Raw genomic sequence first — 20,655 nt, forward strand, 5'->3', positions numbered from 1 at the left:
AAATTTGGCCGACCGGAAGATCGCCGGGCATGGCCGTTCGTTCACCGTCTACGTTCTATGGAAGGACGCCGGAATGGTCCGCAGGATCAATTTCATCAACCCGTTCGGCACCACCGCGTACGACGCCCTTATCCAGGAAACCCTGTCGCACTACGCAATGGAGGGGACCAAGCTCGACGTCACCCACCTCGATGCGTGTCCGGCCGACATGGATTACTTCTACCCGAAGCACATCGTCGAAGCCTCGCTGCTGGACGCCATCAAGCAGGCCGAGGAAGAGGGATACGACGCCGTCATCAGCGGGTGCTGCTATGACCCCGCGGTTATGGTCGCGCGCGAACTCGTAGACATCCCGGTCGTCGGGCCGTTCGAGGCTTGCCTCAACCTTCTGTCATATTACGGCCGGACCGCCGTTATCGTCACCGATCACGTCAAGGCCGGCTCGCAGATGAAGGACAACGTCAAGCTGTACGGGGCTTCGGACCGGGTACTCGGCCTGGACGTTATCAATTGGTACGTCCGTGACATGGTCAACGACACCGCGGCCGTCGCGCGCGACGTTATCGATGTCACTGCCAAGTCGATCGCAAGCACGGGCGCGGAGGCCGTTATCCTCAATTGCACGATTATCGCGGCTTCCTACCAAAAATACCTGATGGACGGCGGGAAACCAGCGCCGTTTCCGATCCTGAATCCGAACCTGGTGGCGCTTACGATGGCTGAATCGCTAGCCCATCTCCGCCAGAAGGGCGCCTATGGGATCTCTCGCCTCGGCTATTACATGCAGCCGCACAATGGGCACTTCAGCGGGGTCAGCCAGAAGACCCGAGAGGCTTGGCATTCCGCACGGCCGACGCTCCAGAAGGCCTTTCAGCCCGGTTCCGCAGACTAACCGCGGACTTCGCCATTTTCGGCAGCCCAACGATCCGTCGAACCAGAGGACGACCATGACGAAGAACACCCCATCGCACTGGGTCTCCAGGGTCAGCGAAATCACCTCGGAGGATATTTTCATCCGGGGCTACCCGATGCGTTCGCTGGTCGGCGAGCTCCCATTCTCCGCAATCAGCTTCCTCCTGGTCCGCGGCAGCCTCCCGACGCCCGGCCAGGCGAAGATGATGGACGTTATCCTTTCGTCCATTCTCGACTACGCCCTGCACAAGTCCGGCACGATCGCTGCCCGGTCGATCGTCTCGGTCAATCCTCGCATGACCGCAGGTCTTGCCGCCGGCATGCTCGGCGCGGGCGAATACGCCGTTTCTCCGGAGGATACGGGCCGATTCATCGCTGAGGCCATCAAGGGATGGAAGGCGTCGGACGAGCCCATGGAGGCGGCCGCCGAACGGATCGTCGCCGACTACCGGGCAACGAAGCGGCGGATTCCTGGCTTCGGCCATCAGGTCTTCCGGGGCATCGATCCGCGCGCGGAAAAGCTGAAGGCGATCGCGATCCGGCAGCGGGTTTGGGGGGAGGCGACGGAATTCTACGAAGCGGTCCATCGCGCTTTCCAGCGCGCGGCGAACAAGCCGGATCTGGTCCTGAACGATGTGGGCATGCTGGCGGCGATCATGACCCAGATGGGCTTCACTCCGCCCGAGATGACAGGCCTCGCGCTACTGTCGACGTTCCCTGGACTGATCGCCCATATCTCTGAGGAGCTGCAGTCGGGCGTCGTCAACCGCATCATCCCAGACACGAATGCCGACTGCGCTCAAGACCACCGCGACCTCGCTCGCGACATGAAGGATTGCGGCTGGGCCTGAAAACTCGGGTGGCAGCACCCGGGCTGCTCAGCGGGCGGCGTCGGCATAGCCAGGCGCCGCCCGTTTGCGTTGATCGGCGGACCACCGCAAAAGTGGCCCGGCCGTCACGGACTCCAAGCGCTACGATCGCGCACGCAACTGTCGAAAATACTGACTGAACAATTTATTTGACTTGCAAGTATGTTCGTTCGTATGTTCCGACAGCTGACCCGCATCGCATGAACGGATCCCTTCGTGCGGCTGGCGGGAACCAGGAATTCCATAGGGGAGAAGTGCATGCCGCTCGTTCCAGCAAATCCAGAGGGGGCCGCATGGCCGGGCGTATCGATGGGCATGGCCGTGACCGGGAAGGGTCTCTTCCTGACGACAGGCCATACTGGAACTGACGCTCAAGGCGATCCCGTCACGACTTCGGTAGAAGGTCAGGTCGTCGCGCTTTTCGAGAACCTCAAGGCGACGCTGGCAGCCGCAGGCCTCGGCTTCGAAGACGTCGTCCAGATCAAAGCCTATCTCAAATCGTTCGACCCCGATTTCATGTCCACGTATCGGTCCGTTCGCGCGCGCTACCTCAACCAATCCTGTCCGCCGACAAGCGTGGCCGTGCAGGCAGGCCTCTACGATGACAGGCTGCTCATCGAGGCAGAGCTCATCGCCGTCATTCCATGAACAGGATAGATCTCGATGCAATCCTATGACGCCGTCATAATCGGTGCGGGGCACAACGGCCTGGTATGCGCTTGCTATCTCGCAAAGGCCGGCCTCAAGGTCGTCGTCGTCGAGCGGCAGCCGTTCGTCGGGGGCGCGGCCATCTCGCGTGAAGTCTGGCCAGGGTTCAAGGTCTCCGTCGCGTCCTACTGGATGAGCATGCTGCAGCCCAAGATCATGATGGACCTCGATCTGCCGAAGAACGGGGTCGAAGTCATCCCGGTGCCGCCGTCCTTCCAGCCATTCGAGAGCGGCGAAAGCCTGGTCTTCTGGCCTGAAGACAAGCGCATGGTCGAGGAGATCGCGAAGTTCTCCCAGAATGACGCTGACAACTACCCCAAGTTCTCCGCCCATATGCAGAAGCTCGTTCCTTTCATCCGGCGGATCATGTTCGAGACACCCGTCGATCCGTCGACGGGCAAGGTCAAGGATCTGGCGAAGGCAATGGGGCTTGCCTGGCGTTTGCGTGACGCGGCGCCCCATCTCTTCGACATCTGGGACGTGCTGACACTCAGCGCCTACGATTACCTGAAGCGCTGGTTCGAGAGCGACCAGATGCTCACGGCCTTCGGCAGCTATGCCTCAGGCTCGGCGGGCTTCCTCAGTCCGAAGACCTCGGGGTCGGCTTATGTGCTCCTCCGTCCGTATTTGCGCGACAACACGACCCCCATGGGTCCCGGAGGGCTGATCCGCGGCGGCATGGGCAGCATTTCGGAGGCTCTCAAGAAGGTCGGCCTTGAGCACGGCGTCGAGATCATCACCGGACACAAGGTGACGAAAGTCTCCATCGCAGACGGCCAGGCGCAGGGAGTGGTTCTCGATGACGGGCGCGAGCTCCGATCCCGGGTCGTCATCTCCAATGCCGGCGCGAAGATGACATACTTCGACCTCATCGGTCGCGAGAACCTGAATGGCGAGGTCATTTCCCAGGTCGAGCGGCATCGCACAAAGTCGATCGCGTTCAAGATAAATCTCGCATGCAACGCCCTGCCTGATTGGACCGCCTACAGAGCGCGACGGCTCAACCAACCGATACCTGGCTCCGTGACAATCGCCGAGAACACCGACGAGCTCGAGGACGCTTTCCAGTCGGCGCAGAACGGCGAGATGTCGCGGCATCCCTATCTCTGGATCACGACCCCGAGCGCCTTCGACGACACCGTCGCTCCGGACGGGAAGCACATCGTCCAAATCATGGGCGGGCACGTGCCTTACAAGCTCAACGGCCGAGAGTGGAACGAGGACACCAAGAAGGAACTCCTCGACATCGTCCTGGCGCAGATCAACCGATACGCGCCGGGGTTCGACAAGGAAGTGCTGCACGCTCAGATCCTGACGCCCAAGGACATTGAGGAGATGTTCGCGATGGCCGACGGCCATGTTCATCACGGCGAGATGAGCCTCGACCAGGTATTCTTCCGCCGGCCCATCGCGCACTACGCCGATTATCGGACACCCGTAAAAGCAATGTACATGTGCGGCGCCGCCTGCCATCCCGGAGGCGGCGTCAACGGGGTGGCGGGCCACAACGCCGCTCGGGAGATCCTCGCCGACCTGGGCAAGTCTTTCCCGGCAGCCAAGCGGTTGTAGCGCTTCTTAGGGGAACGGACACCGCCCGTTTCGCTTCTCCAACAGCCAAGACGAAGACATGTCCAAGACCGTATACGCTCATTTGGCCGCAATGATCGAGGCGGACGCCGACAAAGTGGCGCTTCGCTTCGAAGCCGAAACGCTTACCTATCGCGCGCTCGGAGAGGCCGTGGAGCTTGCCGCGCGGAACTTGCAGGCGCTTCAGGTCGCCAAAGACACGGTGTTCTCGGCCTACGCCCAGAACTGCACCGAGCTGATGATCGCGTACTACGCGGCTGCGCGGCTTGGGGCCGTGTTCGTGCCACTCAATCCAAACCTGACCGCGCCGGAAGTCGAATACGCGTTCAAGCACTCCGGCGCGACCATACTTTTCCATGACGGCTTCGTGGGCGACGTCGCCCGGGCGGCCGTTCCCGCCGGCTCGCTGTATCCCCTGAAGCGCCTGAGGGCGCCAGCGGACGGCCTTCCGGCGCTTGAAGAGGCAACCGTGACGGCCGAAGACGACTTCCTGATTATCTACACATCGGGAAGCACTGGCGTGCCGAAGGCGATCCTGCTCGACCATGCGGCGCAGGTCGGAGCGGCGACGGCGCTTGCGTCGATGTGGGGGCTGACCAAGGGCGACGTGACGCTGGTGGCATTGCCGCTTGGCTACCTCTATGGGCTTTCGACAGGCGCGGCCGTCGGCCTGCAGTCAGGCGGCACCGTGGCCATACTCCGGCGCTTCCACCCCAGGGACGTGCTCGAGGGACTGATCTCACACGACGCGACCGTCTATCACGGCGTGCCAACGATGTACTCGATGATGCTCGAGTATTGCGAGCAGCGCGGCCTGAGATATGACCTTTCGGGCGTGCGCGCGCTCATCTGCGCCGGCGCTCCTCTGCCCGAGGAGATGCAGCAACGGTTCGCCGATCGTTTCGGCAAGGCGATCCAAAACTACTACGCCACGACCGAGGCCACGCCCGTGTTCGGGACCTTCGCCAACGATCCGAAGCCAATTCCGAGGGGCGCGGTCGGACGGGCGGCGCCTGGGCTTCAGGTTCGCATCATACGTCCCGATGGAACGGACTGCGAAAACGACGAGGACGGCGAAGTCCTCGTCCGCGCCGCCGCGACGATGAAACGCTACCTGAAAAGTCCAGAGCAGACCGATGCCGCGTTTCGGGAAGGGTTGTTCCGCACGGGGGACCTCGGCCGCCGCGACGGCGATGGTTATTTCTACCTCACCGGACGCATCAAGGACATTATCATCCGAGGGGGAGCGAACATCTCGCCTTCGGAAGTCGAGGAGGTTCTGTCATCCCATCCGGCTGTCCAGGACATCGCCGTGGTGGGAGGCCCGGACAGGATCTTCGGCGAGGTCCCCGTCGCCTTCGTGGTCGTTCGGCACGGCGCGAGCATCACGCAGGAAGAACTGATCTCCTACGCCGAGCGGATCATGTCCGACTTCAAGGTCCCGCGGACGATCCATTTTGAGGCTGAACTACCTCTCGGCTTGACGGGCAAGTTCGATAAGAAAGCCCTTAAGGCGAGGCTCCAAGCCTAGATTTCTTTCGCATAGGGTCAGTGTGCTTCGATGAAAACGGCCGCGACGGAACTCCTCGGTATCGAGGCTCCAATATTCGCCTTCAGCCATTGTCGCGATGTCGTGGCCGCGACTTCGAAAGCTGGCGGCTTCGGCGTTCTTGGCGCGGCCTGGATGACGCCCGAGCACCTTGAGCAGGAATTGAAATGGATCGACGACCACGTCGAGGGCCGGCCCTACGGCGTCGATATGGTCTTCTCCTCGAAGGCGACCGCGATCGACTTCAGCGAGACGCCGCGCGAATTGGTTCCGGTGGACAACCGCCGCTTTATCAACGATCTGATGGACCAAGACGGGGTGCCGCCGCTCTCGGAAGAGGACGCGAAGGGCTGGTATGCGGAATACGCCCGAAACCTGGCTTTCAGCCCCGAGACGAGCGAAGCATTGCTCGAAGTCGCGCTCCGCCACCCGGTAAAGCTTGTCGTCAGCGCGCTAGGCGTCGCGCCCGACCACGTGATCAAGCGCGTCCACGACCACGGCGCAAAGTTCGGGGCGCTCGTCGGCAGCGTAAGGCAGGCACAGAAGCAGGTGGCCGCCGGCGTCGACGTCATCGTGGCGCAAGGGTCCGAGGCGGGCGGGCATACGGGCGAGATATCTTCGCTCGTGCTATGGCCGCAAATCATCGACGCCGTCGCTCCGGTGCCTGTGCTTGCCGCGGGCGGGATCGGACGCGGCCGCCAGATGGCCGCCGCTATCGCCCTCGGCGCGGAAGGCGTTTGGTGCGGGACGATTTGGCTCGGCACTGTCGAAAGCGAGCTCGGACCCGACATGCGGGACGTGCTCTACGCGGCAAAGGCGGACGACGCGGTCATCACTTATGGCTACACAGGCAAGCCCTGCCGAGCCATCCGGTCCAAGTACACGGAAGCCTGGAAGCGTCCCGATGCCCCGCAGCCGCTGAAGGCAGTCCCGATGCAGTCGATTCTGTCGGGCGAGCCGTTCCGCCGCGCGGAGAGGGCTCACCGTAAGGACTGGATGACCTACGCCGCCGGCCAGATCGTGGAACTGGTCAACGAGCCCGTCTCGGTCAAAACCGTGATCTACGACATGATCCTGGAATATGCCGAAGCGATGGGCCGCCTCTCCCAGCTCAACGAAGACTGAAAAATAAGGAAGGGGAGAGCATGTCTCCAAGTACCATAGCTGTCGTCGGAGCCAGCGGGATCGGGTGTCGCTTCGCCCTTGCCGCGAACGCAGCAGGTCATCGGGTGATCCTGGTCGACGAGCATCCACAAGCACTCAAGGACATGTCCATCGACGCGCCGTACTTTTACGGTGCCGGGCTGCCCGCGGCCCTCAACAACGCCAATGCCATCGGGCAGACGTTTCTGGAGGCGAACCCCGAACTGATGAAGTGCCTCGAAAGCGGAATTGATGTCCGCTTGTCGACTATCCTCTGGGGAGCCTTCCGCAATGACGAAAATTCGATCCACATCGGAACGCCGAAGGTGGGGCTCGTTTCCCGGGATGGCAACGAACTGCTTGATCACGACATCCTCGTCATTGCCTCCGGCGTACGCGATTTCGTGCCCTCGTTCCTCGGGTGGGAGCTGCCAGGCGTTTTTGGCGCGAAGGCGGGCCTTGCCCTTCTCGATTCCTATGGCGTTTTCGAAGGCGAGCGCGTCCTGATCCTTGGGACCTCCGATATCGCCATGCGCCTGGTGCGATCGCTCAGGTCCAAGCAGATCACCGTCGCCGGCGTCGTCGAACCCGGCGACAGCGTTGCTGCCGGTCCCGAGGCCGCGGCGTGGCTCGAGAGCGAAGGCATTCCGGTCCATTTCGGCAAGGTCATCGCTGCCGCCAAAGGCAAGGTCGCCGTAGATGGCGCCCGGCTCGTTACGCTCGACGGCGAGAAAAGCGAGGAGGTCGTATGCGATTCCATCGCGGTGGCGATCGCAACGCTCCCCAACGTCGAGCTCCCAGCCGCAATGGGATGCCGGATGCGGTTCTCGGCAGACCTCGCGTCCTGGGTACCGGAGGTTTCAGTCCACGGGGAGACAAACCTCGAGGGCGTGTTCTATCTGGGCTCCAATGCTGACGAGGCTCTGGTCGAAGCCATGCTCGCGAGCATATCGGGCGCCGCGGGCGACAGGCGGCAGGAACCCAAATCGGCCTCGACAGACGCGAGCGCGTATATCCGGCAGTGGATCGCTTCGCTCCACCAGACAGGCGGCCTGGACGTTGTCATGTGCCAGTGCGAGAGCGTGACGCGGCGCGAATTCTGTCATCTCGAGCCGCCCAAGTATCTCGGCCAGGGCATGCGCTCTCCCCAGGTGCCGACCTCCAGGACTGACAACCCAGACGCGCCGCGGCTCAACCAGGACCTCGTCAAGCGCATGACGCGGGTAGGCATGGGACACTGCCAAGGCAAACGCTGCCGCGATGAAGCCGCTTTCACGCTGATGCAGCGCTTCGGCGTCGGCGCCGAAGATATCCGGCCGGGGAGCTATCGCTTCCCGCTCCGCCCCATCGACCTTTCCCTCATCGCCGACGATGACGAGACGGACGACATCCGGCTGAACTGGCAGATGTGGCCATACGAAACCCGCAACGCCTGACGTCCAATTGAGCCGTATTGGGTGGAAATCATGCAGAACTATGATCTCATTGTTGTCGGAGCCGGCATCCTCGGACTGGCGACCGCCTATCAGGCCCGCAAAGCCGGTGCCAGCGTGGTCGTCCTCGACAAAGGCGCGACAGCCTACGAGGCATCCTCGCGGGCGACCGGGTACTTGAGCCTTCGCGGCGAGACGCCGGAGGAGAGCCCCCTCGCGCAGGTCGCGGAGAAGCTGTGGGAGGGGTTGGACGAGGAACTCGGTTACCCGACCGAGTGGACCCAGAAAGGACGCATTTGGGCTGCGGTCAACGAGCGGGAGCTCGCCGAACTGAAAGAACTCTACCGGTCGTTCGAAAAGACAAATATCGGGTTCGAGTTCGTTGACGGGCAGGCGCTCCGGAAGATGATACCGGGCCTCACGGAAAGTTGCCTCGGCGGCATCTACACTTCCCGGTCCGGACACGCCAACCCGCAGCGGACGTCGCAGGCGTTTGCCTGGGCCTTCATGGACCTCGGTGGCGAGATCCGCGAATACACCCCCGTGCTCGAGGTCCTGACGACGGGTGGCCGTGTGAAGGGCGTCAAGACGCCATATGGCGAAATCCACGCACCTCGCGCGGCGCTATGCGCGGCGGCGCACAACACTCTGTTGCTTAGTCCTTTTGACATCCTGTTTCCACTTGCTCCGGTGCGACTCGAAGCGCTCGTCACGACGCCGATGCCTCCGCTCTTCGAGCAGTGCTTCATCGGGAACGGCCTCTCGATCCGGCAGACCAAACGCGGCAACCTGCACATGAATGGCGGTCCGTACGAGTGGATCGACCTGGACATCGCAAGGGAATCGCCCAAACCGACGACGCCGATCGTGCGCAACATTCTGCGTCGCGCCATCGAGACGATCCCGCTCCTCAAGGGCGCGCAGTTCCTCCGGTCGTGGGCAGGCATCGTCGACATGTCGCCAGACCAGATGACGACCATCCATCTGTTCGACAGCCCCGAGGGATTGCTGACAGTCGCCGCTTCAGGGCACGGGTTCGGCATGGCTCCGGCGGTCGGTGTCGCCATGGCGGACCTTGCGTTGAAGGGGACTACCAGCTTGCCGATCGAACACCTGTCTCTCGACCGCTTCCGCCACATCACGCCAGACTGGCGCGAGAGGCGCCGCTGGCACGCTGGCCAGTACAACACCTGACAGCCGTTGCCGGGTTTCGACCCGTAGGTCCGTGCAGTTACCGGGGTGCCCATCCATGAAGTTCCTGGACCGGGAAGCAGTGCATCGTCTGGCGGACTACCCCTTGGCGATCGATGCCATCGCGGCGATATACGCCACTGGTTGCGACGCCGTGGATCGGATGATGATGACGCAGCCGACAGGGGACGGCGACCAAGGCGACTTCCTCATGCAGCCCGCTTGGCGGCGCGGTCGCGCCTTCGGAATCAAGATCGCCAATGTCTTCCCCGGCAACCACAGGCGCGGGCTTCCGAGCATTCTGGGGGCTTACGTCTTGTTCGATGGCAACACGGGCGAGTTGCTCGGCTGCATCGACGGGCCTGCAGAAACCAATGTAAAGACCGCGTGCAACTCCGCGGTGGCAAGCCGCTTTCTGGCGCGGCCTGACGCGTCGACCATGCTGATGATGGGGGCGGGCGCACTGGCTCCCTATCTTATCGCAGCCCATGCCTCCATTCGCCCGATCCGGCGCGTCATGATCTGGAACCGGACCACGGAGAAAGCAAAGGCGCTGGCGGAAAGGCTGAGCAAGCAAGGCTTTAGGGTGGAAGCCGTAACGGACCCTGCTGAAGCTGCGGCGGAAGCCGATCTCGTCAGTTGCGCCACCTATTCGACAGAGCCGATTCTCAAAGGCGAATGGCTGAAGCAAGGCGCTCACGTCGACCTCGTGGGCAGCTACAGGCCAGACCTGCGGGAATCTGACGACGACGTCATGCGCAAGGCTGGCCGCCTGTTTGTCGACGAAAGATCTTCAACGGTCGGTGTTTCCGGCGATGTCATCGAGCCAGTGAGGAAGGGCCTGGTTGAACCGGGCGAAATCACCGACCTCTTCGAGCTAGCCCAGGGACGAAAGCCGGGCAGGCGGTCTGACCATGAAATCACCGTCTTCAAATCGGGCGGCGGCGGGCACGAGGACCTCGCCACCGCCATGTTCCTGTTTGAGCGGTCGGCCTCGAACTAGCGTTCGGCAGCCGTTTCCATGCGGTCGCCTGCAGCGTTACGGATCGGCTCGGGGAGGGGAAGCGCCTTCCTCTCGCGCAGGTCGAAGTAGACTGACTTGATATCGTCGGTAGACGAGAGGTCGCCGTTGGCGTCGAACAGCCGATGTCGCGTCGAAAGGGATGTCGTCCCAACCGCCATGACGGAGCTCTCGACCCAAAAGAGGCTTCCGAGGCGAAGTTCCTTCGAAAATGTCACGTCATGGCGCACGTCGGCCCAGCCCTCCCTGCGCTCCGTTTGCCATTCAGGTCGATACCCGAGTGCGTGAACCAGGTGCCACATCGCCTGGTCGAACGCAGCGACATAGTACTGGACCGTCATGTGGCCCATCGCATCGGTCTGCGCGGGATAGACGACCCCGGAATAGGTCCGCATGGAACTGCCTCTTGTCAAATTGCGGGAGGGTCTGGTGCCGGAACGCTGCCACTGCCTGAGACTCCTCTCCGCGAAGGCGATCAGCTCAAGCTCGTGCCACCATCGCATACTTTCAAGTCAAATTAAAAGTCCATCCGGTTCTTGAAACACTGCAGATTCGACGGCAGCCGAAGGCCTCAAGCCTCCATCTGACCATCGAGATTTTATATTTGACGATCAAGTCGAAAATCTGGATCATGGAGTTCAACAACGGTTCGCTGCGATAGCCCCAACCAGAGCTCCCTTGCCGTAGCCAAGCACCAACGCCTTTATGTCAACCAAGCTTGACAAAACTGACTCAATAGTCGAAAATTAAGTCATATAAGTACGAGGAAGTTGCCCCTGCGTTTCGTCTGGCAATCCCTGCCCATTCGCTAGGTTGACGTAAATACCCGAAATCAGGAGAGACCCATGGATGCCCGCACGAAGCAGGAAGGCCCTAAGATAACGGTTGGGCCGAACGCATTGTTTTTCGACGATTTCAAAGTCGGGCAGAGCTGGCTGACACCACGCCGAACGATCTCGGAAGCCGACATCGTCATGTTCGCCGGGCTTACCGGCGACTACAATCCCGTACATACGGACGAAGAGTTTGCGAAGCAGACTCCCTTCGGAACCCGAATCCTGCACGGCCCCGCCGTTTTTGCGATCGCGACAGGGCTGGAATTCCGGCTAGGCCTGAAGGAAGGAACGGCCATAGCGTTTCTCGGCATGACCTGGAACCTGAAGGCGCCCGTCAAGATGGGCGATACGATCCACGTCTATCAGCGGGTCGAAGCGGTTCGGCTCACCTCCAATCCAAATCGTGGTATAGTCACCTTCTGGGTCGAAGTTCGAAATCAGGCTGGCACGGTCTGCCAGGATGGCGATTGGAAGGTGATGTTCCAGACGAACCCGGCTGCTTGACAGCGAGCGTCGGCCGCATGAGGCCGGCTATATGGCCGGCATTCTTGATCGGCTGACACAGTCCCGGGCTCAAGCCATTGACTGGCGAGGCGAGGTTCAGCAGCCGCCAGCATGCTAACTCACTGAGCGGCCATCTTCCAGGACGCCATCGCGCGCCTGGATCAGCCAATCCCAGACTGTCCGTGCGGCCTTGTGGTTCTTGGAGCGGGCAGGCATCAACACGTGATAGTCCCTGCCGGACGCGAGCGAAACGTCGATCACCTGCACCAGCCGTCCTGTATCGAGATCATGCTGCACATAAAGGCGGCTTGCGACTGCGATTCCCTGGCCGCCGAGTGCCGCATCAATCGCCAGGGTGGCCAGATTGAAGGAAATATTGTGGGCGACGGGCACCTGTTTCTTTCCGAAAACCTTGAGCAGGAATTCCGGCCACTCGTTTTCCATATCGTGCAGAAGCACAAATCGTCTTAAGTCCTCGGCAGTTCTCGGCAGTCCCAATTCACCAACCATGGCCGGGCTCGCGACCGCGACCAGACGTCGCTCGAAAAGCAACTCCGACCTGATGCCCGCTCCGAAGGGCGGGGAGCCGTCCCTGATGGCTAAGTCAACGTTGGCCGCGCGGAAATCGGGCATATGCCCTGTGGCCAGGATGTTCACCTCGATCTCGGGGTGGGCGAACCTAAACGCCTGGAGGTGGGGAATGAGCCAGCGTGCGGCGAAGCTAGGCGTTACGTTGATCGTAACGTGCTGCGGATCGCCGCGCGCCAACCCGGTCGCCTCCGTGAGCAGTTCGAACGCCCGGGTGACTTCCACGAGATACGAGCGACCAACGTCCGTCAGAGCCAGCGAGCGCGGCAAGCGCTCGAACAGTTGATGTCCGATGTCAGCCTCAAGCGCCCGGATGTGCTGGGCAATAGCCCCATGGGTCACGTTCAGTTCTTCGGCAGCGGTCCTGAAATTCAAGCTGCGGCCTGCGACCTCGAACGCCCGCAACGCATTCAGGGAAGGAAGTCGCCGCACCGTCTGCACCATAGTTTTTCTACACTCTCAAGGCCATCTTTCTGAATCGTAGTTGGCTCTCGAAACTGTTAGAAAGCAAGGAATAATCAAAGGCCGACGCAACGTCGCGACCGGGCAATAAAACTAGCAGACAGGCCAGAAAATGTTTCCTCGCAGATACGCGCGCCGCTCAGCGTGCGGACGGTTCCCCATGCGTGCCCGCTGGCCGACACTTCGCCGGAACTGAGCCATGCTTCTGCTCGAGGACGAAGGCAAGTTCCTGCTTGGGCAATTCGGCATCGTCACACCGAAAGGCGCGGCGGTGAGGGACGCAGCCGAACTGGATGTCACACTTGCGAAACTGCAGTTTCCGATAGCGTTGAAGGCGCAGATACCTGCCGGCAAGCGCGGCAAGAACGGCGGGATCATGTTCGCGGACACGCCCTCCAAGGCGCGCTCTATCGTTGCCTCAATGATCGGCAGCCACGTCAGCGGCCACCCCGTCGCCAGCGTTCGCGTCGAACGAAAGGCCGCCATACGCCGGGAGCGCTATGTGGCGCTCACGGTCACCATGAACGAGGTCTGGCTGATGATCGGTCGCGACGGTGGGGTGGATGTTGAGGATCATGCCCTGTCGGATCCCAGCTCAGTCGCCAGGATACCGCTGCGCCGAACCGTGGCAGACACGCGTGACGCTATAGAGATGGCATTCGAGTCCCTTGGCTTTCCGGAGCCGGGCAGGGACGCCTATTTCGATGTCTGCGGCCGTCTTGAGGCCCTGCTCCGCGGGACGGATGCAATCATGGCAGAGATCAATCCGCTGGCCGAAACGTCCGACGGGTCTCTGCTGGCGCTGGATGCCAGGATCGACATTGACGATGCTGCCATCTCGCGGCAGCCGGCTATTCGCAAGTTGCTGGATCTCCGGCACGGCACACGCGAATGGATCGAACCTCAGAAGGTCTCCATGCTGCGGCGGTCCGACCGAAACGGGGCTGTCGGTCTTGTGGGGCTGGGCGGCGGCATGGCCTTGACGGTATCGGATTGGATAGCGTCCGAGAACCAGTCGCTTGCTGGCGCAATCGACATGGACTCATCGCTGTCGTCCGGGATTGCCTGCGAAACGCTTGCGTCGGTGCTCGACGATTTCGGGTCAGTCGAGGGCGTACGCGTCGTTCTCGTCAACATGATCTCGAGCGGCAACCGCATAGACCGCATTGCGGAAGAACTCCTTCCCGCCCTCCGTGCAAAGCGTGCCAGCTCCTCGAAGCCAATGGTCGTCCACCTCCAGGGCAATGGCGGCGCGCGGGCGACTGCTCTCCTGCGCGACGCCGGCATCGACAACTGTACGAGCCTCAAAGAGGCGATTAGCGCAACCCTCAGCTATCTGAAGTAATTGACATGAGCATTCTGATCGAGCGAACAACGGGCATTGTCGTTAGCGGCGTCGGTAGCGCCATGGCCGTGCGCCAGTGCCTGGAGATGAAGGCCTCCGGCACAAAACTTGTCGGCGTCGTCGGCGGTAGGCAGGTTGGCGCCTGGGGCGACGTAGAGGTCTACCCCGAGTTCGGTTCTGCGATCTCCGGCGGGGCAGAGGTAGCCCTGTTTTTCGATGACCCGCTCGACGTCAAGAAGCCCGTTCTGGAAGCGATCGCCGCCGGGATCAAAACAGTTATCTGCCTAACGGAGTTCGTACCCGTTCATGATGCGTTGGAGATCCGCGAGGCTGCCTTGCGAGCCGGCACAGTCCTGATCGGCCCCAACTCGAGCGGAGTTCTGTCCGCGCTCGAATCGAAAGCTGGCTATTTCTCCGACGAGATATGCATGCCGGGATCAGTCGGGATCGTCACGAAGGGCGGCTCGATCGCCTATGGCGTCCTGTCTGAAATGAAAATCGCAGGCCTTGGGCTGAGCACGATCGTCTCCGTGGGGCCCGACCCGGTGAAAGGCGTGGGCTACGCGGATGTGCTGCCGCTCTTCGAAAGGGATCCTCAGACCCGGATCGTCGTCCTGCTCGGCGAAATTGGCGGTCGTGACGAGGAAGACGCGGCGGCGGTGATCGCCTCGCAGATGACGAAGCCTGTGCTCGCCTACACCTCCGGCAAATACGCGAACGGCGACCAGAGTGTCGGCCACGCCGGCGCGATCATCCGGGACGGAATCGGCGGCTACGCAAGCAAGGTCGATGCCTTCCGAAAGGCCGGAGCGATCGTCGTCGAGGCGTTCAAGGACATCGTTCCGACCCTCGTTGAAATGCATCGGACTAAGCCAGCGGCCTAGCCCCTGGGCTCGATGGGCCGTAAGGCGAAGGAGATCAGGGCCGCTCGATATGGCCGAGGATTCACCCGTACTGCTTCACGTTAATCTCAGGGTCGAAATCTACGCGCTTCGCCTTGCCATCGGATGTCTTCAACACAAGTTCGACACCGCCTCCGATGGAGTGCATGTACCGCACTATCGAGGAAAGAAGGACATCGTCTGCGCTCTCGATCTTCGAGACCGTATTCTGTGTCATTGCGGCTCGTGCGGCGACCTCGCGCTGCGTCGCATTCATGGCTTTACGCAACTCAGCCAGAGCCTTGCCCAAGCGGCGCGCTTCGCGTTTCCCGTCCAGGCGCAAACGAACGTCTTCTGGAAGCTCGGAACGCAGCGTTTTCCAGTCATTGCTCATTTTTTTGCTCCTTTGCCCACGAAGCGAAGCGCGCGTCGGCTTTGCTTATCAACTGCTTGTAGAAGAGCTTTTGGCTCTTACCCTGCTTTTCTCCGCCACAGAGAATGATCGCGGCCTGGGCAGGGTCGAAGGCAAAGGCGAAACGCCACACCTTCTTGGCAAACGAAACTCTGATCTCTTTCATGTTGGCGTGGCTGGAACCCGAGAGCGTGTCCACCTCTGGACGGCCCAAGAACGGGCCATCGTCTTCCAGGTGGTCCAGAACCTCGCCGACCAACTCCTTCAACCCCATTTCCAACTCCTTCCACTCAGGAACGAAATCGGGATGGAATTTCACCTCATACGTCATTATCCACCGATAGATATATCTTCAAAGATATAGCGTCAAGCTTGGAAGGGCAGTCCGCCTGATTTCCGGGGCGGTTGCTTCTTCGGCAGCCGGTCCCCCGGCTCTCTCCCGCGCGTCAATTCGACCCATATGACCCAATCTATAGGGCGGCGCTGAGGCCGCTGAGCATGCCAAACTGATTGGTCCGCGCTGAAGTTGAACAATCCGGGCACGGTGCTATGGTGGTCGCGCCAACAAGCCGCGAGCCACCGATTGCGCCGTAAGCCGCAGACAGACCGGAAGAACTCGAGGACCCGCATCCGGTTCATGAACCATGCGGGAAGCCTCATCGCGTGCATTTAGCCCTGGCGCGGCCGCGAGGCCGTCGACCGGGGGCCGGAAATCCAACCAAGCCTGAAATTCGGTCCTGATTTCCGGGTCCGCCACCGCTGGCCCGGTGGAGACGCATCATGACAATGGAAATCCGTCGCCGCTCCTGCGCGGTAAGCATCTCCCTCGTCTGGGGGAGACTGCAATGAGAATCATCGTGGTAGGCAGCGGGGTCATCGGCGTGACCTCGGCCTGGCATCTGGCGCGGGCCGGACACGAGGTCACAGTGCTGGACCGCCAGGCCGGCCCCGCGCTTGAAACCTCCTATGCCAACGCCGGAGAGGTGTCCCCGGGATACGCTTCCCCATGGGCCGGACCAGGCGTACCGCTCAAGGCGATCAAATGGCTGCTGATGAAGCACGGGCCGCTCGCCGTCCGTCCCCGGTTCGATCCCGCTATGTGGTCATGGCTTCTGAAGATGCTCTCGAACTGCACGTCGTCGCGCTATGCGGTGAACAAGGCGCGCATGGTTCCGATCGCTGAGTACAGCCGCGACTGCCTGCGCGAACTGAGAACGACCACCCGCATCGAATATGACGAGCGGTGCCAAGGCACGCTACAGCTGTTCCGGACGCAGAAGCAGCTCGACGGGGTTGTCGGCGACATCGAAGTCCTCAAGCAGTTCGGCGTCGAATTCGCAGTCCTCGCGCCTTCGGGTTGCGTCGCTGCCGAACCTGCCCTGGCCCGAGTGAGCCACAAGATCGTCGGGGGCTTGAGGCTTCCCGGTGACGAGACAGGCGATTGCCGCGTATTCACCGAGAAGCTCGCGGCTCTCGCATCAGGCGCCGTCGACTTCCGCTACGGCGTGTCGGTCGACGCTGTCGTGCTGGATGGTGGCAGGGTCTCGGCCGTTCGCACGGCTGAGGGGCTTCTGCCTGCCGATGCCGTCGTCGTTGCTGCCGGGAGCTACTCGCCGCGCCTGCTGGGACCTCTCGGGATCCACGTCCCCGTCTACCCCGTGAAGGGCTACTCCCTGACGATGCCGATGACGGACGAGGCTGCCGCGCCCGTCTCGACGGTGATGGACGAGACATACAAGATCGCCATCACGCGGCTCGGCGACCGGATCCGGGTGGGCGGCACGGCCGAGATCTCCGGCTTCGACCTCGCCCTGCCACGCTCGCGCCGCGCGCCGCTCGAGCATTCGGTCGCGGACCTGTTCCCGGGAGCAGGCCGCGCCAGCGAGGCTTCCTTCTGGTGCGGTCTCCGTCCCATGACCCCGGACGGCCCGCCGATCGTGGGCTCAACCGCCGTGCCGGGCCTCCTCGTCAACACCGGGCACGGCACGCTGGGATGGACGATGGCCTGCGGCTCTGGCCGCGTCCTGGCAGACATCATGTCCGGAAAGGCTCCCGAGATCGACGTGACCGATCTCGGCCCGGGGCGGTATCAATCATGAGCGCCGCGATGCAGCGCGCAGGAGCGATCCTGACGGTGGACCTGGACGCGGTAGTCTCCAACTGGCGAATGCTGTCCAAGCTGGCGGGCAAAGCGGAGTGCGCAGCCGTGGTGAAAGCGGATGCCTACGGACTTGGCGCGGCCGAGGTCGGCTTCGCACTCCAGGCGGCCGGATGCCGGACCTTCTTCGTCGCCCACCTCGAGGAAGGCCTCGAACTGCGGAAAGCGATCGGGTTCAGCTCGCGCGTCTTCGTCCTGAACGGCACGCCGCCCGGTACCGAAGGGGACTTCCTCAGTTCGGTCCTGATGCCTGTCGTGAACACAATGGGCGAGATCGCCGGCTGGCGCAGGCATGCCAGCGAGAAGGGGCGCAGCATGCCTGTCGCGCTCCAAATCGACACGGGCATGTCGCGCCTCGGCCTTTCGCCCGGCGACGTGGCCATGCTGGCGACAGATCGGGCGCTCCTCGGCGGTCTGTCGGTCGAGCTGGTCATGAGCCATCTGGCCTGTGCCGACGCGGCTCCCCATCCTGCCAACCGCGCGCAGCTGCGGGAATTCAGCAAGCTGCGGACGGTGCTTCCGAAGCGTGCCGCTTCCTCGCTCGCCAACTCGGCAGGCATCCTGCTGGGTAAGGAATACCACTTCGACCTGGTGCGACCCGGAGCCGCTCTCTACGGGATCAATCCCGTCGCCGGACAGCCGAGCGCGGTGCGGCAAGCGGTGACGGTGTCGGCACGCGTGCTGCAGCTGCGCGAGGTTCCCGTCCATACCCGCGTCGGCTACGCCCATGCGCTGACGGTCCAGCGGCGATCTCGGCTCGCGACGCTGTCGATCGGCTATGCCGACGGCTGGCCGCGAGGGGCCAGTCTTTCGGCCTTCTACAAGGGGCAGGAGCTGCCGTTCGCAGGGCGGGTGTCCATGGACAGCATCGTCGTCGACGCGACCGACTGTGCTGACCTTTCACGCGAAGGCGAGTTCGTCGACATAATCTGCGCGCGCCAGACGGTGGACGACATTGCCCGCGCCGCGGGCACCATCGGCTACGAGATCATGACGCGGCTCGGCCGCCGCTTCAGCCGGGATTACCGCCGCCAGTCGGCGCTCGCGGCCTGATCGCGCAACGCCTCAACCCACAGAACCCAGCACCACCAACGAAAGAGACATATGGCTGAACATACCCTGCTTGACGACGCCCTGATCCGCCTCGACGAAGCCGCCGCTCACCTGAGCATCGACCCCGACGTCATCGAGAAGCTGAAATACGCCCGCGAGACCACAAAGGTCAGAGTCATGATCCGCATGGACGATGGATCGCGGAAGTCGTTCCTTGCCTGGCGCTGTCGGTACGACGACACGCGCGGGCCAACCAAAGGCGGGATAGGGAGCCGTCCAAGTGGATCCGCGCACGCTCTCCAAGGCTGAGCTGGAAAGGCTGTCCCGCGCCTACATCCAGGCGTTCGCGCGCATCATCGGCCCGGACCGGGACATCCCTGCGCCGGATGTCTACACGAACTCCATGATCATGGGCTGGATGGCTGACGAGTACGCGCAGATCGTCGGCCAGCACGAGCCGGCCGTGATTACGGGCAAGCCGATCTCGCTTGGCGGGTCTCTCGGCCGCGGCGACGCCACCGCGCGGGGCGGCTATTATCTCGTGCGGCATCTCGCATCCGACCTGAACTTCGGGCAGACGATGCGGGTGGCGATCCAGGGCTTCGGGAATGCCGGGCAGCACATCGGGCGCCTTCTCGCCGCGGACGGCCACAAGATCGTCGCCGTCTCGGATTCGGAAGGCGCGGTCTTTTCGGCTGCAGGCCTGCATGTCGACCTTCTGCTCGGCGCCAAGGCGAACGGAAAGCCTGTCAGCAGCACCGTAGGGACGGGCGGTCACGAGAAAATCGGCCCGGATAACCTCGTTGCCGTGGACTGTGACCTGCTCGTCCCCGCAGCGCTGGAAAACATGATCCACGAAGGCAATGCCGCGTCGGTCAAAGCGAAGCTCGTGCTGGAACTGGCGAACGGTCCGGTCACTCCGGAGGCGGACGAAATCCTTGCGGGGCAGGGGGCGGTCGTCCTTCCGGACATCCTGGCGAACGCCGGCGGCGTCACCGTTTCCTACTTCGAGTGGGTCCAGAACCGACAGGGTTTCTACTGGCCCGTCGAGGACATCCACGAGCGGCTCCAAACCATCATGGAACGAGAGGGACGTGAAATCTGGAATGTCAGCCGGGAGAAACAGGTGACCATGCGGACCGCAGCCTATGTCCATGCGCTCGGCCGACTTGCCGAGGCGATCGAGGCACACGGCACGCAGAGCTTCTTCACCAGCTGACGATTGAAGTACCCGCGCCGGAGAGCCGAGTGAACCTGCTGCTTACTCGCCCGAAGGCTCAGGCCGATGCGATGGCCGAAGCGCTGAGAAGCCGAGGACATCGCATCCATCTTGCGCCGCTGCTCCGAGTGGATCGCCTGCAGTTTGACGACAGGATCCTTCAAACGGCCTCGGCGATCATCATCACCTCCGGCAATGCGGCGTCTGCACTCGAGAGTCTGGATCCGGCTGTCCGGATTTTCGCGGTAGGCCCCGACACGGCATCGGCTGCGAAGGCGGCAGGCTTCTTCAACGTCGCGGCAGCCTCGGGCACGGCTTCCGGACTTCTGGAGATGATCAGCGATCGATGGCGGGCGGAAGACGGCCCGCTCGCATACGCCAGCGGCCGACACGTCTCGATGGATGTTGCCAGGGCGCTGGCGTTGAAGGGCTATAGCTGCAGGCGGGTGGAAGTCTACGCGACCAGCCGGGCTCGACAGTTGACGGAGGAGACGGTCGGCCTGCTGCGACGAGGACAGATCGATGCGGTGCTTTTCATGTCGGTTCGAACAGCGGATGCATTCGCAGGACTGGTCGCGTCAGCGGAGATTTCCGAGTGCTGCAGGACTGCGCGGTCCCTGTCCCTGTCCGCCAAGATCGCTAGGCGGCTCGGGCATCTGCCGTGGATCCAGTCCCTTTCGGCCGGGTCGCCGACCAGGGACGGCATCCTCCGCATGGTCGACGAGCTGGAGGCCCGCCGTCATGCCGGAAGCCCCCGGCAGAGAGCGATCTGATGTCGGAACAG

Annotated in this window: 19 protein-coding genes and 1 pseudogene; 16 read left to right on the forward strand and 4 right to left on the reverse strand. The window is 62.4% G+C overall.

The genetic code is table 11. The annotated features are described in order from the left end of the window. Positions 1-73: 73 nt before the first annotated feature. The 9 genes from P9272_RS03140 to P9272_RS03180 all read left to right on the forward strand — a co-directional run bounded on the left by P9272_RS03140 (position 74) and on the right by P9272_RS03180 (position 10,395). On the forward strand, positions 74-892 hold the full coding sequence (locus P9272_RS03140) for an aspartate/glutamate racemase family protein (protein ID WP_278158919.1): 819 nt from the start codon (positions 74-76) through the stop codon (positions 890-892). A 55-nt stretch (positions 893-947) separates the two neighbouring features. Beyond that, complete coding sequence (locus P9272_RS03145) at positions 948-1,763, forward strand: citryl-CoA lyase (protein WP_278158921.1); 816 nt, start codon at positions 948-950, stop codon at positions 1,761-1,763. Positions 1,764-2,039: 276 nt separating this feature from the next. Then, positions 2,040-2,429 (forward strand): RidA family protein, encoded by a 390-nt coding sequence (locus P9272_RS03150; RefSeq protein ID WP_278158922.1) that lies wholly within the window; start codon positions 2,040-2,042, stop codon positions 2,427-2,429. Positions 2,430-2,444: 15 nt separating this feature from the next. Continuing rightward, positions 2,445-4,058 (forward strand): NAD(P)/FAD-dependent oxidoreductase, encoded by a 1,614-nt coding sequence (locus P9272_RS03155; protein ID WP_278158924.1) that lies wholly within the window; start codon positions 2,445-2,447, stop codon positions 4,056-4,058. Positions 4,059-4,116: 58 nt separating this feature from the next. Beyond that, entirely contained in the window at positions 4,117-5,607 is a 1,491-nt protein-coding gene (locus P9272_RS03160) for an AMP-binding protein (RefSeq protein WP_278158926.1), read from the forward strand. 30 nt (positions 5,608-5,637) lie between these two features. Then, a complete protein-coding gene (locus P9272_RS03165) occupies positions 5,638-6,750 on the forward strand; it encodes a nitronate monooxygenase (protein ID WP_278158928.1) in 1,113 nt (370 codons plus the stop codon). A gap of 104 nt (positions 6,751-6,854) precedes the next feature. Beyond that, complete coding sequence (locus tag P9272_RS03170; RefSeq protein WP_347404026.1) at positions 6,855-8,204, forward strand: FAD-dependent oxidoreductase; 1,350 nt, start codon at positions 6,855-6,857, stop codon at positions 8,202-8,204. Positions 8,205-8,234: 30 nt separating this feature from the next. Next, positions 8,235-9,395 carry an FAD-binding oxidoreductase gene (locus P9272_RS03175; protein WP_278159227.1) on the forward strand — a complete coding sequence of 387 codons (1,161 nt, stop codon included), beginning with the start codon at positions 8,235-8,237 and terminating at the stop codon, positions 9,393-9,395. 55 nt (positions 9,396-9,450) lie between these two features. Continuing rightward, entirely contained in the window at positions 9,451-10,395 is a 945-nt protein-coding gene (locus P9272_RS03180) for an ornithine cyclodeaminase family protein (RefSeq protein WP_278158932.1), read from the forward strand. Here P9272_RS03180 and P9272_RS03185 read toward each other — a convergent pair. After that, positions 10,392-10,808 (reverse strand): acyl-CoA thioesterase, encoded by a 417-nt coding sequence (locus P9272_RS03185; protein ID WP_278158934.1) that lies wholly within the window; start codon positions 10,806-10,808, stop codon positions 10,392-10,394. The genes P9272_RS03180 and P9272_RS03185 overlap by 4 nt on opposite strands. A gap of 450 nt (positions 10,809-11,258) precedes the next feature. Here P9272_RS03185 and P9272_RS03190 point away from each other — a divergent pair, with 450 nt between their 5' ends. Further along, a complete protein-coding gene (locus tag P9272_RS03190; RefSeq protein ID WP_278158936.1) occupies positions 11,259-11,753 on the forward strand; it encodes a MaoC/PaaZ C-terminal domain-containing protein in 495 nt (164 codons plus the stop codon). A gap of 114 nt (positions 11,754-11,867) precedes the next feature. Here P9272_RS03190 and P9272_RS03195 read toward each other — a convergent pair whose 3' ends face one another. After that, positions 11,868-12,785, reverse strand: a complete 918-nt coding sequence (locus P9272_RS03195; protein ID WP_278158938.1) for a LysR substrate-binding domain-containing protein — start codon at positions 12,783-12,785, stop codon at positions 11,868-11,870. A gap of 217 nt (positions 12,786-13,002) precedes the next feature. Here P9272_RS03195 and P9272_RS03200 point away from each other — a divergent pair, with 217 nt between their 5' ends. Both P9272_RS03200 and P9272_RS03205 read left to right on the forward strand, forming a co-directional pair. Next, positions 13,003-14,148 carry an ATP-grasp domain-containing protein gene (locus tag P9272_RS03200; protein ID WP_278158940.1) on the forward strand — a complete coding sequence of 382 codons (1,146 nt, stop codon included), beginning with the start codon at positions 13,003-13,005 and terminating at the stop codon, positions 14,146-14,148. Between the two features lie 5 nt (positions 14,149-14,153). After that, entirely contained in the window at positions 14,154-15,032 is an 879-nt protein-coding gene (locus P9272_RS03205) for a hypothetical protein (protein WP_278158942.1), read from the forward strand. 61 nt (positions 15,033-15,093) lie between these two features. Here P9272_RS03205 and P9272_RS03210 read toward each other — a convergent pair whose 3' ends face one another. Both P9272_RS03210 and P9272_RS03215 read right to left on the reverse strand, forming a co-directional pair. Next, positions 15,094-15,423, reverse strand: coding sequence for a helix-turn-helix transcriptional regulator (locus P9272_RS03210; RefSeq protein WP_278158944.1), 330 nt, complete (start codon positions 15,421-15,423; stop codon positions 15,094-15,096). Further along, complete coding sequence (locus P9272_RS03215) at positions 15,413-15,772, reverse strand: type II toxin-antitoxin system RelE/ParE family toxin (protein ID WP_278158945.1); 360 nt, start codon at positions 15,770-15,772, stop codon at positions 15,413-15,415. Before P9272_RS03215 ends, P9272_RS03210 begins: the two co-directional genes overlap by 11 nt. A 514-nt stretch (positions 15,773-16,286) precedes the next feature. Here P9272_RS03215 and P9272_RS03220 point away from each other — a divergent pair. The 4 genes and pseudogenes from P9272_RS03220 (at position 16,287) to P9272_RS03235 (ending at position 20,644) form a co-directional block, all read left to right on the forward strand. Further along, the gene (locus P9272_RS03220) at positions 16,287-17,540 is read left to right on the forward strand and encodes a D-amino acid dehydrogenase (RefSeq protein ID WP_278158947.1); all 1,254 of its coding nucleotides are present in this window, start codon (positions 16,287-16,289) and stop codon (positions 17,538-17,540) included. After that, positions 17,537-18,652, forward strand: coding sequence for an alanine racemase (alr, locus tag P9272_RS03225; protein ID WP_278158949.1), 1,116 nt, complete (start codon positions 17,537-17,539; stop codon positions 18,650-18,652). The genes P9272_RS03220 and alr overlap by 4 nt, the downstream gene beginning before the upstream one ends. Before the next feature lie 51 nt (positions 18,653-18,703). Beyond that, positions 18,704-19,871 (forward strand): annotated as a pseudogene (locus tag P9272_RS03230) (Glu/Leu/Phe/Val dehydrogenase). A gap of 71 nt (positions 19,872-19,942) precedes the next feature. Continuing rightward, on the forward strand, positions 19,943-20,644 hold the full coding sequence (locus P9272_RS03235; protein WP_278158951.1) for a uroporphyrinogen-III synthase: 702 nt from the start codon (positions 19,943-19,945) through the stop codon (positions 20,642-20,644). Positions 20,645-20,655: the final 11 nt, after the last annotated feature.

Source organism: Mesorhizobium sp. WSM4976 (assembly GCF_029625685.1).
Lineage (GTDB): Bacteria > Pseudomonadota > Alphaproteobacteria > Rhizobiales > Rhizobiaceae > Mesorhizobium.